The organism is Flavobacteriales bacterium, assembly GCA_016713875.1.
Taxonomy (GTDB): Bacteria; Bacteroidota; Bacteroidia; order Flavobacteriales_F; family PHOS-HE28; genus PHOS-HE28.
The window spans coordinates 511,363-527,543 of record JADJOI010000003.1 but is presented as its reverse complement, the minus strand read 5'-3'; the positions used below and the strand labels follow the sequence as shown (position 1 = coordinate 527,543).

Genomic DNA, 16,181 nt, shown 5'->3' with positions numbered 1-16,181 from the left:
TCTTCGGATGCATGAGAGCCACCCCCTTCCTCGCGTTCGTGCTCGCCCCGTCCGTGACGACGGCCACACTATGGACCGTGGGGCCCGGGCAGATGTACAACCTACCGAGCCAGGTGAGCACGTTGGTCTCCGATGGCGATACGGTGGAGATCGAGGCCGGCGTGTACCCCGGTGATGTGGCGCGCTGGCAGGCCCACGACCTGCTGCTGCGCGGTGTGGGCGGCTTCGCCCATCTGGAGAGCAACGGAATGAGCTGGGGCGACAAGGCCATCTGGGTGATCCAGGGCGACCGCTGTACCGTCGAATGGATCGAGTTCAGCGAATGTGCCGTGCCCGACCAGAACGGCGCGGGCATCCGCCAGGAAGGGCGCGACCTCACCGTGCGCCATTGCCGGTTCCACCACAACGAGAACGGCATCCTCGCCGGCACGGTGAACCCCAGCACCATCCGGATCGAGCACAGCGAGTTCGGCCACAACGGCCACGGCGACGGGCAGAGCCACAACCTCTACATCAACAACGTGGACACCCTCATCTTCCGCTACAACTACTGCCACCACGCCCATGTGGGGCACGAACTGAAGAGCCGCGCCCGCGTGAACCTCATCGAGTACAACCGGTTCAGCAACGAGGCCGATGGCGACGCGAGCCGGGAGATCGACCTGCCCGATGGCGGACGCGTCTTCCTCATCGGCAACATCGTCCAGCAGGGCCCGCTGGGGCAGAACAGCAACCTCGTCGGTTATGCGCTCGAGGGCTTCACCAACCCCGGACCGCACATCCTCTACGCCATCAACAACACGCTGATGAACGAGAAGCCGGTGGGCAGCTTCTTCGCCATGCCCACCAGTGTGCTCTTCAAGGGCTACAACAACATCCTCGCCGGTGGCGGCACCTTCATGAACATCTGGCCGTTCGCGCCCGATACACTGGCCAACCGCACCGGCCCCATCGCCGCCTTCCACTTCACCGATCCGCTCACCTACGACCTCCACCTCGATGCATCCTCCCCGGTGCTGGGGATCGGCTATCCCGCCGGCATGGGCAGTGGATACCCGCTGGTGGCCCTGGAGGAATACGTGCACCCCGTGGGAAGCACCCTGCGCTGCCAGCATGCCACCCTGGACGCCGGCGCCTTCGAGCACTGCACCACGGGCATCCTCGATCGCCCGGGCCAAGGGCCGCTGCTCTTCCCCCAGCCGGCGGACGACCAGGCGGAGTTGCTCCTGTCCGCAACAGGCGGGCCCTTCATCGTGGAGCTGTTCGATGGCACCGGACGCCTGCTGCTGCGCACACGGGTGCCAGGGCCGCGCGCGACGCTGGACCTCGGCACCGTAAGCCCCGGTCGCCATGTCCTGCATGTTCAGGGGGCCGAGGAGCGCTATTCGCTTCCGCTGATCGTGGTGCGCTGACCGGGCAACCTCGCCCGATCGTCCCGTCTTGGTGACATGCACATCCCCCTCCCGGTCCGGTCCGCGCTCGCGTTCCTCACCTTGACCATCGCACCGGCCTGCGCGCAGTGGATGCCGGTGCGCACCACGACCTGGCGGCCCAACGGCCCTGTGTTCGCCGTGGCGATCGACAGCATGCACAACATCGCCTACCTGGGGGGTGATTTCACGCAGCTCGCCGATCCGGTGCCGCCGTTCAATACCGTGGCCCGCCAGCGACTGGCGGCCATCGACCTCAGCACCGGCGACCCCACCGCCTGGAACCCCGGTGCGGACGGCCAGGTGCTGGCCCTGGCGGTGCACGGCGATGACGTCTTCGTCGGCGGGCAGCAGGTGCAATGCGGTGGCGCTTCGCGACCGAACCTCAGCGTCATCGGCCGCACCACCGGCCTGGCCACGGCGTGGAACCCGCAGGTGCAGGGCGCCTACGTCCGGGCCTTCGCCATCGGCAACGGCACGCTGTACTTCTCCGGCACCTTTTCCGCGGCCGGGGGCCAATCGCGCTCCGGCGCCGCCGCCTTCACCCTCGCCACGCAGGTCCTCACGGACTGGGCCCCGGTGCCGGACGACCTCATCCGCGCGATCGTCGTCCACGGCAACACCGTGTACCTCGGCGGTGCCTTCAACACGATGAACGGTACGCCGAGCGAACGCGTGGCTGCTGTGGATGCCCAGTTCGGCCAGGGCTTCGGCTGGGCGCACAGCGTCAGCGGGGGCGTCGGCGTCTTCGCCATGGCCCGTGTCGGGTCCACGCTCTACCTCGGTGGTCAGTTCGGGACCGTCGATGGCATCGCCCGCACCAACGCGGCGGCGATCAACGGCGGCGGAAGCGTCACCGCCTGGGACCCCGGCATCTCATGGGCGGTATACGGCATGTGCCCGCTCGGCGGCAGTGTCGCCCTCTCCGGCCAGATCGGGAACAACGGCAGCCTCAACATGGTGGATGCCACCACCGGCGCCGTGCTCGCCTGGTCCGGGGTGCAGGACGAAGTGTACGCGGTGGCGGCATCGTCCACCGCGGTGGTGGCGGGCGGTTCGTTCAACGCGGTGTACAACTACCCGGTGACCAGTTTCGCCGTGCTCGGCCCCCCGGTGCCCAGCGTGGTCATCTCGGGCTCCGTGCAGCTGTACGGGGCCTTCGACACGGGCACCGGTCTGATGCGGGACAACCTGCGCAGCGCGGGCACCCTGCCCTACACCGAACCCTATACCGCATTGGGCTACACCTTCACCGCCGGTGGTGGCGAGGGCGTGGTCCCCTCCCTGGTGATGAACACCACCGGCGCCTCGGCCATCGTGGACTGGGTGGTGGTGGAGCTGCGCAACAGCCTCAACAGCGCCCAGGTGGTCTGCAGCCGCCGCGCTTTGCTGCGCCGCAGCGGCCAGCTGGTCGACCTGAACGGGCAACAAGGGCTGGCCCTGCCCGCTCCTCCCGGCAGCTACTTCGTCGCCATCCGCCACCGCAACCACCTCGGTGCCATGAGCGCGAGCCCCATCGCCCTCTCCTCCACGCAGGTCACCAGCATACCGTTCACCTTCAGCAGCTTCCTCACGTACGGCACCGAAGCCCGCAAGCAGGTGGGCAACACCATGTTCCTGTGGCCGGGCGACGTCACCTTCGACCATCAGGTGCGCTACACCGGGGGCAACAACGACCGCGACCCCATCCTCACCGCCATCGGCGGCATCAACCCCACGGCCACCCTCGCGGGGCAGTATCGCCGCGAGGATGTGAACCTGGACGGCACCGTGAAATACGCCGGGGCGAGCAACGACCGCGACATCATCCTGCAGACCATCGGCGGCGCCCTGCCCACCTCCGTGCGGAACGAACAGCTGCCCTAGCCGCACCGATCACCGGACCGGACCCGACACCCCGACCGATCCCCAGCCATGCCCACCGCGCGACTCCTCCTGCCCGCGCTCGCTGCCGGCCTCGCCGGACCGTTGTGCGCTCAGTCCCTGGTCTTCCAGGAGACCTTCGACACCGGTGTCCTGTCGCCCGGCTGGGTGTGGCAGGCCGCCGCGCCGGTGCTGAGCGCTCCGGACGCTTCCGGCGCCGGCCAATGTGCGGGCAAAGTGAGCTTGAACGACACGCCCCCTCCGCCGGGTGAACTGGGCTCGGTCCTGTTCCACGACCTGCCCTACGCCCCGGGCGCCAGTTACCAGGTCTCCTTGCATATGCGTGTGGAGAACCCGTCGCTGCAGTTCGTCAGTGTCGGCTGCGCGGTCGGTTGGTGGGGACCCGGAGGCTTCCTGGAGAGCAGCTTCCTGTTCTCCCAGAACACCGCGTGGGAGTGGATGCAGAGCCCCCTCTTCGTCCCGGCCGTCAACACCCCGACCCCGAACCTGCGGTTCGGCGTCCTCCTGTCCGTGAGCGGCCTGGATGCCACGGGCTACTACGATGACATCGCGGTGCAGGCCTACGGCTTCACGCCGCCGGCCCCCGTGCGGCTGAACGCCAAGGCGTGGTTGGACGGCGCGTTCGTGCCCGCCCAGAGCCTCATGCGCGATGACCTGCGCAACGCAGGCCTCCTGCCCGGCGTGGACCCGTACGGCCTTGGAACGGCCGTGGCGCCCTCCGCACTGACCGTCACCGGCAACAATGCGGTGGTGGACTGGGTGCGGGTCGACCTGCGCATCCATCCGGAGAACGGCGGAGCGGTGGCCTCCGCTGCGGGCCTGCTGCAGCGCGACGGCGACATCGTGGCGGCGGACGGCAGTTCGGCCCTGGGGTTCAACGCCCCGCCGGGCAACTACCATGTGGTGGTGCGGCATCGGAACCACCTGCCCATCATGAGCGCGGCGTCGCTTGCCCTCGTCGCCACGCCCACCACCCTCGACCTGCGCCTGCCCGGAACGGCGGTGCATGTGCGGCCGGCGCCCCATACCGACCTGCCGCGAAGGACCGTGGGGCCGTGGAGCACGATGTGGGCCGGCAACGCAGCCCCCGACGACCGCGTGCGCTACACAGGCGTTTCGAACGACCGCGACCCGGTGCTCGTCGCCATCGGGGGCAGCGTGCCCACCAACACCCTGAGCGGACAGTACAGGGTCGAGGATGTGAACCTCGATGGCATCGTGAAGTACGCCGGAACGGGCAACGACCGCGACCTGATCCTGCAGACCATCGGCGGGCTCGTGCCCACGGCGGTGCGTGTGGAACAGGTGCCTTGACCCCAGCGGACCTCCGCTTCACTACACACAGCCCACACCCGCCCACCGCCGCATGAAGCATCTGTTTCCCGCCGCCCTCGTGCTCGTCGCCATCGGGTCGCGGGCACAGGCTCCGATACCGCCCCCGGTGTCCACCGACCTCAACAGCGGCATGCCCCTCACGTGGGGCATTGAAGCCTACAACACGGTGGATTGGACCTGGGCGCCCACCGTGGGCTACGGCGGAACGGGCGGCCTGATCATGGACTGCGGCACATGCATGGGGTACGAGGAGACCACCTTCTGGGCGCCCTGGCTCGACCTCTCCAGCGACCCGTTCGTGAACGTGACCTTCAACTGTGCGATCATCGGAGGTGCCATGATGTGGCCACCACCGGTATGGGCGCGGCGCGATGGCGTGGGCGGTGCATGCTACCTCTACCGCTACGGCGTGGCGGACCTGATCCCGCCGCCCGACGAGGTGATCCCTTCCACCCTCAACCCCTTCCCCCCGCTCGACCCCAACAACGTGCAGTGGGTGTCGATCACCTATCCGTTCCAGGCGGGCCTCAACGCCGACAGCGTGCGCATCGGCAACACCTCCACCTTCGCGCCGGCGACCGAAGCGAACGACCTGCTGGTGCTGCGCACGCAGGAGGCGGTCACCTTCCGCTCCCTGCGCCCCGTCGACCGCCTGGAGGTGATCGACCTCAGCGGCCGCGTGCTGCGGCAACAGGAGGTGGGCGGCACCGAGGCCCTGCTTCCGCTCGATGGCCTGGCCGGCGCACTCCACCTGGTGCGGCTCTGGCGCAGTGGTGTGCCCGCGGTGGTGCGCTTGGCGCGGTGAACAGGCAGCCCACCGACCGAAAGCCCGTCCCCATGGAACCACTTGCGCCAATGAACGTCAGCCTCGCCACCCTCCTTGCCTGTGTGCTCGCGCCCGCCACAATGGCGCAGACCCTGGTGTTCAGTGACAACTTCGACAGCGGTGTGCCCGACCCGCTGTGGGTCTCCACCAGCCAGGGGCCCTTCATCATCGGCAGCGGTTACTTGAGCCCCTACGGCATCGGCATCAGCAGCCAGGACCTGAACGCCCCGCCGCTCGCCAGCCCCTTCCTCGCCTACCTCTTCCACCCGATCACCTTCGACCCCAACGCCACCTACGAGCTGTTCAGCGCGGTGCGTGTGGACGATCCCACCAACAACCAGAGCCAGGCCCGCGCCTACCTGGGGTGGATCGACCCGCTCGCCCCGGACTACCAGTTCTGCATGGGCGGTGGCACCTGTTGCGATCCGTGGCAATCCGGCGGCGTCTCCAACTTCTGCTGGGCCCAACCGTCGCCGAACCATGTCTTCGGCGTGGTGCTCACCATGCTGGACGGGTCCACCAACTGCACGGCCTACTTCGACAACGTGAGCGTGTTCGACAACAACCTGCCGACCAACGTGGCCGCTGCCCCGGTGGCTCCGGTCCTATCCTTGGCCCCGAACCCGGCCGTGGACCAGGCACTCGTCACCTTCCTCGACGCGTTCACCGGCACCGTCGACGTGTGCGATGCCCAAGGCCGGATCCTCCGCACGTTCCCTTTGGTGGGCCAGCGCAGCCTGCCGATCCAGGTGGGCGCGCTGCCGGCCGGCGTGCTGATGCTCCGCGCCATCGGGGCGAACGGCACCACGGTGCAGCGCTTCGTGAAGCAGTAAGCGCTGTGCGGCCGAGGGTCGCATTCCGCGTGAGCGGTAGAGGCAAGCAGTCCGCAGCGAGGATCACTGCCCCGGGTCAAGCCCGGGGTGAACTCCTCGCGCGACGGCGCGCTCCCGAGCTGAGGCTTTGCGAAGCGAAGGGATGGCGCCGGCACGCTTCGGTGTGTGCGCTATTCCTTCAGCACCTTCGCCCGCCAATCGAACCGCGGCACTTCGCACAGATACAAGCCGGGCGCGAACTGCTGCAGATCGAGCCCATCGCCGTAGCGACCATCGTAGTGAACGGCTCCCGACAGGTCGCGCAGGATCACCCGCTCGCGTGCGTCAAGCACGGTTGAGCCGCCGATGTGCGCGATCCCGTCCGTGGGGATCGGATGGACGACGAATGTTCCATCAACACCGAATTCACCGACCGCGTTCAAGACGCATGTCGGGGTCCATGAGAGATCGTTCGCGCGGGCGTGTGTGTTCAGCGCCGTGGTCGATGGGGTGAAGGGTGCGTTGCTCATCGCATGGTCGGTCACGGTCGGAGCGTGCAAGGTTGAAGTGACCGACGTGACGGGAATGAAGTCGCACGAAGCCCCACCGCTGCTGAAGTTGATCACCTTGTCGGCGGCGATCAATTTCAGTTCACCCGCCCCGTTGGTGAAGAAGCCCTGGATGAAGTCGGCGGCGACGGTGGGTGCCTGGTAACGCCGTGCACCCACCAGCGAACCATCGGATCCCAGGTCGAGCACCATGATCTGGTAGTACGCATCGGTTCCGGCCGCGAGCAGTTCGCCACCCGGCATCTCCACCACGGCATGCACGGTGAGCCCGCCGCTCGCATCGGCATACCGCCTGCACCACAACAGGCTGCCGTCGGGAGCCAGCTTCAGCAGGCAGCCTTCGTACGTGGTCGCACCCGTGGTGAAATAGCCGGCCAGGAGGAGGTTGCCATCAGCGGTGTTGATCAAGGTAAAGGTGTCTTCGCTCTGCGCCGAAGCGCTCGGCAGCATGTCGTAGAACTTCATCCAAGTGGCACCGCTCAAGGCGGTGCGCATCACCATCAGGTTGCGGTCGTGGTCGCTGGAGGAGAACGCGCCCGAGCCGTAGAGCGTGTGCTCGTCGATCGGCGAGCCAATGCCGCCATAGACGTTGTACAGCGCGTCGCTCGGCGCGGTCATCTGTTGTCCGCCCCATGCGGTGCCCGTCTCATCGCCGAAGATCCTGAACGACCCACCCGCCAGGATCCCGCTCCGCTTCGTGTACGCCATGAAGTATGTGCCTGTGGGGATCATGCACGCTACCTGGTCCTGGAAGTAGCCGACACCGCCGATGTTGTCGATCGACTTGCTCCAATCCGGAACTCCTGTGCTGGTGAGGTGCGTAACGAACCCATAGGTGAGGCCCCCGCTGGTCTTGCTGCCGCACAGCACGCGCCCTGAGCCCAGGGGTTCCGCATCAAAGAGGAAGGTCAACGGGCTATGGCCGCGGAAAGCCGATGCGTCGATCAGGGTGTGGTCGGGGGCGGTGGTGGTGAGCAAGGAAACGTGGGTGGAATCCCAACCGAACTTGCGCTCGCAGACGTATTGCGTGGTACCACCGCCCAGGTCGATGGGGCGCATGAAGCGCGTGGAGCTGGAGGGATCCAGCTGGTAGTTCATCTGGATCTGCGCGTGGGCCGTTCCTGTGAGTGCGACCGTGAACATCAGAAAAGCGCATTGCTTGCTCATGTGGTCGGATTTCCGGCAAGCTAAGCCCCTGTCGATCCCGGCAAAATGACCCTGCGCAGCGCTCGCACATCGATCGCCGGCCCCCCAAAAACACCTGAGTTCAATTCATCCACAGATGATGCAGATGTCACAGATAGCCCTCGCGACGCATGCATTCATCTGCATTATCCGCGACATCCCGCCGAGTTGGACAGGTCCTGCGGATAGCCTTGCGCCGTGATCACTCCCGCGCCACCACTTCCTTGTCGATCATCCCTTGCAAGGCGAGCACGCGCTGCTCCACCCCTTGGTACTGTTCGATCATATAACCGCGAATGAACATGTTCATGCGGAGAAAACCCTTGAACGACGCATCATCCATCAACGCTTCCGGATCGATGGGCTGACCACTCTCCCACAAGGTGTCCACCACCACCTTGGCCATCAGTTGTGGTAGGATGTGGTCGAATTGCAGCTTTCCATCCGCCTCGAACTCCAAGTTGCGTAAGTAGGTGTATCGTTCGGAATACAGCGTGGTGATCATCTGCCGCAGGCTGTCATTGCGGATCAGGTTGAAGCCGATGCTCTTCAGGTTGTCGTAGGCGGAGGTGTTCGCCGTGAGCTGTGTATTGCCGAAAATGTTGCCGTAGTGGATGCGCAGGGAATCATGGAACGGTGTGCGCTCATCGAGTTGCTTCAGCACGGCTTGGTTACCGCGCAGCAGTTGCCCGTTCCGTTGGATGTTGAAGCGACAATCCGCCAGGTCGCGGTCCAGGTTCGCCCGCATCTCGCGCAGGATCTTCAGCTCCTTCACACCGTCCTTGCGGTCATCGTTCCAGTTGTTCACCTCCAAGGCGAGCAGGATACCGACCATCACCATGAAGATCTCGCCCACGCCGCTCACGAGCAGTTTGGTGAGGCGGTGTTCGGGGCGCAGGTTGTTGCGGAGGGTCTTGAAGAGGGACATGAGATGAAGGTCGATCTGTCGAGGCTCATTCGACCCCTTTCAAGAGTCCGAGAAGTTCCTTGGTGGTCAGCGTATCGCGGTCGGTTTTGTCGTAGATGGTGAGCAGGTACACATTGCCTTGTAGAAGCCGCACATAGGTGTTCACGCGGCCGCCACCCGATCTGCCGCTGTCCTTCGATGCAATAGAAAGCCGGATCTTGTAATAGTCCTTCCCGATCGGCGTGCCTTGGACCGGGCGCTCTTCAAGCGAAGTGACCAAGGCAAGGAGATCCTCATCAAGTGAGCGATGCCGCTTCTTCAGTGCCTTGAACCGACGCTTGAAGAACGCGGTGAGGATAACCTCAGCCATGCTTGAGGAAGTCGCGGGCGCGGGTGAGCTTCTTCTCGCCGCGGGCATCGGCCTTGGCCTCCATCAGCGCATCCAGCAGGTCGTTCGCGAAGGCCACCTTGCGGCCATCGCGGATGATGCTGGTGACCTTCACGAAATCGAGTTCGCCCAGGAGCTCCAGTAGCAGGCGGCGCTTGCGCGTGTTCTTGAGTTGGAGGACGATCTGTTCCATGGTGTGAGTGAAGGTGCAGCGAAGTTAGGGTCTGTGCCATTGGAGCAATACAATTGAACCGCCACGGCGCAACGTTGCGTTCCCGTTGCGTCGCCGCGTCGTTGCGATCAAGCCTCCCGTGCCGAACTTCACCAGTACAAACACGGAACGAACGCCGGCCAATAGATCGCCGGCCCGATCCATACGACCATGTCATGGCAACCATCGGGCTTTCTTTGCGTCCTAAGACCACCATGGTGTTGGATCCTTCCCGCAGCGCGGTCCGGCCAACTGGCTTGACACGGTCCCTCATCTTCGGATGCGCGTTGAGCTCGTCGTTCCCTCTTTTCGGCCAGTCCCCTCCTTTCGCGTGGAGCTATGACGTGCCGGCCGACTCGGCGAATGCCGTTTCCTATTGCCCTCTCGTTCCTGCAGGCAACGGCGACGATTACCTCCTGTCCCAGATCGGTCTCACCACCTTGCCTTCTCGCCGGCAGGTGCATCGCATTGCGGCGGATGGCACCCTCCTCTGGCGCCGCCGCATCGAAGCGCCCATCGGTTCCTGGGGCACCGAGCATATGTGTTGGCTTGCTGACGGTTCACTGGCGCTGGCGGGCTCCATGTACTCCAACGCCGGGCTCTACCTGCATCTGGACAGTAACGGGGTGCCCATCGATGCGGTCATGTTCCAGGTCGGCGCACAACAGCTCAACGCCGTGCAACCGATGAGCGACAGCACCATCCTGCTCGCCGGCAGTGGCTCCTATCACGGCTGGCACGCGGTCGCCACAGCGGATGGAACCGTGCTGGACGCGTGGTGGACCGAAGTGGCCGGAGAGAACACCTACTTCAGTGGCGCGGTGCCTGCGGCCAGTGGAGGCTATCTGTTCCATGGGTTCACCAACATCCTGCCCGACGGCATCAGGGACGTGGTGATCGCGCGCACGGATCCGAACGCCCAAGTGCTCTGGGCACACCAACTCTCACGAAACGCGGACCGTTACCTGCCCGTCGGATGCATGGAGCTGCCCAATGGAGACATCCTGGTGTGCGCTCAGGAGCACGATGTCAACCCATACGATGGCTCGTTGATCATCACACGGTTGGGTCCCACAGGGCTCCCGCTATGGTCGAAGAAGGTCACAGCTTCCGGCAGCGGCTCCAACTTCGCCGCAGGCCGGATGCTCCCCATGCAGGACTCGACCGCCCTGCTGATCGGCAAGGTCCAGGATCCTGCGGCCCAGTTGGCGGTGCTCCGGATCGACGCGAACGGCATGGTGATCGGCAACTCCGTTCTTCCCATTCGATCAAGCCGGGCCGATGCATGTCTGACCGGCGGCGAGCTTCATCTGTCGAACGTGGGGCTGGCACTGAACAACCGATCGGTGACCACCCATTTGCGGTTGGACAGCACGCTCAGCTGGTGCGCCAGTACATCGATGGCCCTGGCACTGGACACGGCCACAGTGGGGCTCGACACCACCAGCACCACCGTGGTGAACACATCCTTCGTCACGACCAACGTCCTTGCCTTGTTCTCATCCACGTTGGACCCCCCCGTGGTCCTCGATCCGTGTTTGAGCACAGGGCTGCCACCGCGCGCGACGGAGGGATCATTGCCACGATGCGTACCGCAACCTGCGGACCACTTCGTCACGATCCTGCTCCCGGAGATGGACAACTGGTCCTGTACGGTGCATGACCTTGGAGGAAGGATCCTGCGAGAGCAAAGTACTTGGTCGGCCGATCGTTTGGAGCTTCCAACGGTGGATCTGCCCTCCGGCCCCTACGTCGTTCGCCTCCAGAGCCCGCGGGAGAACCGCTCGCTGATGACGCGGTTGGTGGTGCTTCACTGAACTTCCGGCTGGCGCTGACAGGCCCTGACCAGCCGGTCACGTGTACCGCGGCCCGAGCCAGCGGCAAATGAATACACGACGTTGCGTTCCCGTTGCGCCGTAGCGTCGTGGCGGTTGATGCATTCCTGCCGATCTTCGCTCCATGCAACTCCAGAACTACGCCGCCGGCCAATGGATCGCCGGCTCAGGCAAGCAAGCGGAACTCCTCGACGCCATCACCGGCGATCTCATCGGCACCACGAACGGCTGAAGGCTCGACTTCGGCTGTCAGAACCCGTGTTCAACCACCCTGCCCCAATAGCGCCCGTTCTGGAAGATCCATGTGACCAGGTATCCCCCAGCGCCGTCGCTGTTCATCATGTGGATATAGAGGCGTTCCCGGTCCTTGGATAGTCGGCAACTGGCATGGATGGATATAGGAGCATCATTAGAAGCCGGATAGGTATCGCAAATGTTCGGTTCGTAGAGGTTGGTATATCCGCGCTTGGGGACATTCAACATCTTACCCTTCATTGTGACGTTCACACCTTTGATCTCGCGCCGCGGCATACCTCCATCCGTGCCCCAGAAGCCGAGACCATCGATGTTGCAGAGAAAGGGCACCTGTTGGCTGCGGTCGTAACCGAAGGTGTGCTTCGCAGTATCGAACGGCGCTCCTTCGATCACCACGGTGATATCGTTTCCCTTGAACTCCGCTCGGTCATGGCAATTCGCGCGTCCCGGTAGCGCGATCAGTTCCACAGTGCTTGTCTCCTCCAACAGGCCGGTCGGATAGAGGGACAACACTTCAGCGCGCATTGTCGGATCGAGCAGGGAATCGATGGTCCATTCAGCATATTGGTCCATGACGCAATCCTGACCTATGGCACTTGCGCGCACGGAGAACGAAAGGACAGTGAGCACTAGGAATGAGGACGCGTTCATGGCTGATCAAAGGAACGCGAAAGCGCTTCGCAGCGTATGCCCGCGTGCGCGATAGGAGCGGAATGCTCGCAGGCTAGGATCCCCGGATAAAGGTCGGCGCGAACGAGTGCGGACTACTTATTCCCGACGCGCGCGAGGGGCTTCTGTTTCCCATGGCGCACACGGTACACCACCACGTCCTCCCCCTCCATGGCATACCACACCACATACGGGAAGCGGGACAGGACCGCCGCGCGATAGACCTTCTTGCGAACTGCGAAGCCGGGTGGGTTCTCCACGATGAAATGCAGGCACTCCTTCAAATCCTCCCGGAACCGGGCACCGAGCCCAGGACGTTGAACCTCGTACCACAAGTGCGCCTGCCGGATCTCCTCCAGCGCCTCCGGCTTGATGACGAGCATGAGACCTATCGCTCGATATCCTTCTTCAAGATCTCCTCCACCTGCTGCCAGGTGTAGGAGCGGCTTTCGCCGTTCAGGTGGCGTTCGCGGCGCTCATCCAACATGGCGAGTTCATCGTCGGAGAGGTCCAGGTCTCTAGGCTCGTGGCGCAAAGCGCGCTGTTGTGCGCGGTCCTCTTCCAGGATGCGTTGCACCTCCTGCCAAGTGAAGGTGCGATCCGTTCCTGAAGGCTCTTGAACAACGCTCATGTGTTCGTTGGGAACGACATAGCCCCGTGGTGCATCGAACGCGCGCTTGATCACGAGCAAGAGGTACTCATCATCGATCAGCGCGATGCGTTCTAAAAGTTCGAGCTTCAGCGTCTTGAGGTCCATAGCTCAAAGCTACGGGTAGAGCGCGGTGCCAGCGTGAGCGATAGGAGCAAGTAGCCCGCAAGCGAGGAACGAGCGCGGACTACTGCGGATAGCGCGACGGCGCGCATTTGGCGCCGGCACGCCCACACTTCGACCCTTCGACCTGCTCAGGGCTCAGTGTGACACGTGCCGCATTCATCAGCGTTTATCTGCTCGATCAGCGTCATCAGCGTTCCCCCTTTCCCGCCGATCTTCGCTCCATGCAATTAGAGAACTACGCAGCGGGTGAATGGATCGCCGGCTCCGGCAAGCAATCCGACCTCATCGACGCCATCACCGGCGAGCTCATCGGCACTACCTCCTCCGGCGGGCTGGACTTCGGGCAATGATCAAGTCTCATAGCCGTTGACGGCATCATGCATGTTCGCCGCTATCTGAGTCGACTGCTCCACTCTCGTTGGCTTGTGCTCCTTAATCTGCTTGTTGGCGGTGGAGCACTTGTCGCGAATCACTACTTCCAGTTCTTCTGCCGACCGGTTGCTTGGGCGGTCGTGGTTCTCACACTATCGTTCGTTCCGGTCATGTTCTTTGGCTTGTACTCGGAACACATGCCGAGGATCATGGGCTTGGCATCGTACCTGTTCGGATGTGCTGCGTGCATCTGTGTGTACTGTATCCTATTCATCTGGGAATGGAACCTCTTCGCTCTACCGATCGCATTTGTTCGTCCTGAAGCGATACTGGCCTATGTGCCCCATTTCTTCCTCGCGCAGATACTGGCTTTGGTCTTCTCCGAGCATCAATTGTTCCACCGAGCCTACTTCAAAGCCGCTCTGTATTCTGGTGTTGTGTTCGTTCTTTCGATGGCCGTTTGGTTCAACGTGAACACCCGCCCTGTTTTCCACGCGCTTCGGTGCGGTCCGGAATTCGCTTCCTCCATCACACCCTCCTACATGACCGAGCGGATGCTCGGGATGAGTTGGAGGTATCACTTGAAATTTTGCGCTTATGATGGTTGGCGCCCGCCATTGCATGATCCGGCTTTGGTCTCCGCACTCTGGCTCAATGTCATTGTTGAGCCGATCCTGCATTTGGCCGGATATGAAGACCCTTGTCAAGGGGCATCATGGCAAGGCTTCGAGTTCACGGATGAACGCCAGCGCTACAACTTGGAAAAGGCGATCATTGTTTACCGGCGCGTCTTTCCCGACCGTCCGATCCGGGAAGATTGCTCTTGCGCTGTTGAGGAAAGTGTTACATACCTGAACGACCCGCTTTGGCGATAGTGCAGTTCGCGTGAGCGATCGAACGGGAAAGCCCGGAGGCTGGTCCTGAGCGAAGTCGAAGGATCCAGCCGAGGACTTGGACCCCGGCTCAAGGCCGGGGTAAACTCAGAGCGCGACCCGGAGGCTCTTGCGAAGGGGCACGCCCCAACCACCTGCATTCGCAATCCCGCTGCGCACCCGTTGCGTTCGTTGCGCCGTTGCGGTTGAGCATTCCGTGCCGAACTTCGCGACATGCAGCTAGAGAACTACGCCAGCGGACAATGGGTGAAAGGCACGGGCAAACAGGCCGAGCTAACGGATGCGATCACCGGTGAATTGGTAGCTACCACCTCCTCCGGCGGCCTAGACTTCGCCCACATGCTCCACTACGCCCGCACCGTCGGCGGCCCGCCCCTGCGCAAAATGACCTTCCCCGAGCGCGGACGCATGCTCAAGGCCCTCGCCCAATACCTCTTCGACAGGAAGGACAAGTACTACGAGATCTCGTATCGCACCGGCGCCACCAAGGCCGACAGCTGGGTGGACATCGAGGGTGGCATCGGCAACCTCTTCGCCAATGCCAGCTTGACTAGTTCAGTCTGGGCAATTTTAGCGCAGGCCAGAATACCAATCAGAGCATGTGCTAGTGGCAGAGCGTCAAGTTGAATCTGTCCCAATTCGTTCGCGTTTCACCTATCAATCCTCCGTCGCATCGACCACTGATATTGTAGAAGAACTTGAAGGAATACCACCCAGACTCGCTTGCCTGATATGTGAGGACGTTTCTGAATTCATCCCGTGCGGCGAACTTCATATTCACATCAGGCGATGGCTCCCTAACTGTGATCCGGTCAAATTCCTTTTCCCCTTTCTCAATGACGAAGTAAGCCCCAACACAGTTCCAACCGTCATTCGGTCTTGTCTTGTCCGGTGGACAATAATGCAACGCAGTGACTTGAAAGTCCAGCTTGACTAAGATTTGTTCCCCAGTCTTAAGGTAAACCGCTTCACTGAGGGCGATGCGCTCATTTACATTGCGTTCAGCGTTTGCATTAAGACTGGTCGGTGGCTGGCAAGGAGGCGGAGGAGGAGCAATCGCCGTCAAATAGACGATTACTGGGGCATACTTGTCCGTCGCGAGCTCGAAATAGAAATCGTCGTCTGTCGAAGTCACCTCGAATGGGATTGTCGAGTGCGTGCCAGCTTGAATCTCATCCAAATTCAGAAGGGCTTTCATGTCCTTTTCAACGCCTGCAGATTTGATGCGGCAAGACTTGATTACGGCCGGTTGCATGTTCTGCCCAAGACCTACGTCAATTGTGACTATGTGTCCAGAGATGCGAGGACCCTTTACCTGCAGACCCGGGGACGTCGACTGGTAGATAGTGCGCACACATTCCAGCCAAGCGGCAGTTTGATTCGCAGGGACGAATGAAATTTCGACGTATTTGTCCCATTGCCAGTTGCTGCTGCTCTCAAAATTTCTCACTTGCTGCTCAAAGGAACTGTTAGCCGTCGCAAAGGAACCGCTACCGCCGACCGGAATAGGAACTTCTGTTGGGAGGATTACACTGAAGTCAAATCCGGCGTTAGTGCTACCGCTACTACTCTGCAAAGACGACTGATAGTCTCTCACTGCCCTAACCAGTGATTCGTGACTGTTGACCATCTCTCGATGAACAACAAGAACGTCTTTGCAGGGATTCTGGGCTATTGACATTCCTACGAGCACGACCGTGCTCACCAACAACTGGGTGCGGAGGGTTGTCATGGGAATTCGATGGTTAGTTGTGCGAAGGTAGCAGACTATTCATTGCGTGAGCGATCGAACGGGAAAGCCCGGAAGCCGGTAATCCGGCTGAGGACTTGGACGG

Annotated in this window: 16 protein-coding genes; 8 read left to right on the top strand and 8 right to left on the bottom strand. The window is 62.6% G+C overall.

Annotated features, from left to right (window positions below; translation table 11 throughout):
- Positions 1 to 11: 11 nt before the first annotated feature.
- From IPJ87_03635 to IPJ87_03615, 5 genes are read left to right on the top strand one after another with little or no spacing between them, the layout of a single operon-like run.
- On the top strand, positions 12 to 1,412 hold the full coding sequence (locus IPJ87_03635) for a right-handed parallel beta-helix repeat-containing protein (protein MBK7940958.1): 1,401 nt from the start codon (positions 12 to 14) through the stop codon (positions 1,410 to 1,412).
- A 36-nt stretch (positions 1,413 to 1,448) separates the two neighbouring features.
- Entirely contained in the window at positions 1,449 to 3,296 is a 1,848-nt protein-coding gene (locus tag IPJ87_03630; protein ID MBK7940957.1) for a hypothetical protein, read from the top strand.
- Positions 3,297 to 3,344: 48 nt separating this feature from the next.
- Positions 3,345 to 4,628: a hypothetical protein gene (locus tag IPJ87_03625; protein ID MBK7940956.1), complete on the top strand. Its 1,284-nt coding sequence runs from the start codon at positions 3,345 to 3,347 to the stop codon at positions 4,626 to 4,628.
- A gap of 52 nt (positions 4,629 to 4,680) precedes the next feature.
- Positions 4,681 to 5,454, top strand: coding sequence for a hypothetical protein (locus tag IPJ87_03620; protein ID MBK7940955.1), 774 nt, complete (start codon positions 4,681 to 4,683; stop codon positions 5,452 to 5,454).
- A gap of 50 nt (positions 5,455 to 5,504) precedes the next feature.
- Positions 5,505 to 6,308: a T9SS type A sorting domain-containing protein gene (locus IPJ87_03615; GenBank protein MBK7940954.1), complete on the top strand. Its 804-nt coding sequence runs from the start codon at positions 5,505 to 5,507 to the stop codon at positions 6,306 to 6,308.
- Positions 6,309 to 6,478: 170 nt separating this feature from the next.
- Here the strand turns inward: IPJ87_03615 and IPJ87_03610 are convergent, their stop codons facing one another.
- The 4 genes from IPJ87_03610 to IPJ87_03595 form a co-directional block, all read right to left on the bottom strand.
- On the bottom strand, positions 6,479 to 8,023 hold the full coding sequence (locus IPJ87_03610; protein ID MBK7940953.1) for a delta-60 repeat domain-containing protein: 1,545 nt from the start codon (positions 8,021 to 8,023) through the stop codon (positions 6,479 to 6,481).
- Positions 8,024 to 8,243: 220 nt separating this feature from the next.
- On the bottom strand, positions 8,244 to 8,969 hold the full coding sequence (locus IPJ87_03605; protein ID MBK7940952.1) for a hypothetical protein: 726 nt from the start codon (positions 8,967 to 8,969) through the stop codon (positions 8,244 to 8,246).
- Positions 8,970 to 8,994: 25 nt separating this feature from the next.
- Positions 8,995 to 9,318: a hypothetical protein gene (locus tag IPJ87_03600; protein MBK7940951.1), complete on the bottom strand. Its 324-nt coding sequence runs from the start codon at positions 9,316 to 9,318 to the stop codon at positions 8,995 to 8,997.
- Complete coding sequence (locus IPJ87_03595; protein MBK7940950.1) at positions 9,311 to 9,529, bottom strand: hypothetical protein; 219 nt, start codon at positions 9,527 to 9,529, stop codon at positions 9,311 to 9,313. Before IPJ87_03595 ends, IPJ87_03600 begins: the two co-directional genes overlap by 8 nt.
- Positions 9,530 to 9,834: 305 nt before the next feature.
- Here IPJ87_03595 and IPJ87_03590 point away from each other — a divergent pair, with 305 nt between their 5' ends.
- Entirely contained in the window at positions 9,835 to 11,364 is a 1,530-nt protein-coding gene (locus IPJ87_03590) for a hypothetical protein (GenBank protein MBK7940949.1), read from the top strand.
- A gap of 267 nt (positions 11,365 to 11,631) precedes the next feature.
- Here the strand turns inward: IPJ87_03590 and IPJ87_03585 are convergent, their stop codons facing one another.
- The 3 genes from IPJ87_03585 to IPJ87_03575 form a co-directional block, all read right to left on the bottom strand.
- Positions 11,632 to 12,288, bottom strand: a complete 657-nt coding sequence (locus tag IPJ87_03585) for a hypothetical protein (GenBank protein MBK7940948.1) — start codon at positions 12,286 to 12,288, stop codon at positions 11,632 to 11,634.
- 113 nt (positions 12,289 to 12,401) lie between these two features.
- Positions 12,402 to 12,689 (bottom strand): type II toxin-antitoxin system RelE/ParE family toxin, encoded by a 288-nt coding sequence (locus IPJ87_03580; protein MBK7940947.1) that lies wholly within the window; start codon positions 12,687 to 12,689, stop codon positions 12,402 to 12,404.
- 5 nt (positions 12,690 to 12,694) lie between these two features.
- The gene (locus tag IPJ87_03575; protein MBK7940946.1) at positions 12,695 to 13,063 is read right to left on the bottom strand and encodes a hypothetical protein; all 369 of its coding nucleotides are present in this window, start codon (positions 13,061 to 13,063) and stop codon (positions 12,695 to 12,697) included.
- 395 nt (positions 13,064 to 13,458) lie between these two features.
- Between IPJ87_03575 and IPJ87_03570 the strand changes: the two genes are divergently transcribed.
- Both IPJ87_03570 and IPJ87_03565 read left to right on the top strand, forming a co-directional pair.
- The gene (locus tag IPJ87_03570; protein ID MBK7940945.1) at positions 13,459 to 14,328 is read left to right on the top strand and encodes a hypothetical protein; all 870 of its coding nucleotides are present in this window, start codon (positions 13,459 to 13,461) and stop codon (positions 14,326 to 14,328) included.
- Between the two features lie 231 nt (positions 14,329 to 14,559).
- Entirely contained in the window at positions 14,560 to 14,973 is a 414-nt protein-coding gene (locus IPJ87_03565; protein ID MBK7940944.1) for an aldehyde dehydrogenase family protein, read from the top strand.
- Here the strand turns inward: IPJ87_03565 and IPJ87_03560 are convergent.
- Entirely contained in the window at positions 14,951 to 16,078 is a 1,128-nt protein-coding gene (locus IPJ87_03560; GenBank protein ID MBK7940943.1) for a hypothetical protein, read from the bottom strand. The two genes, IPJ87_03565 and IPJ87_03560, sit on opposite strands and share 23 nt — an antisense overlap.
- Positions 16,079 to 16,181 lie beyond the last annotated feature (103 nt).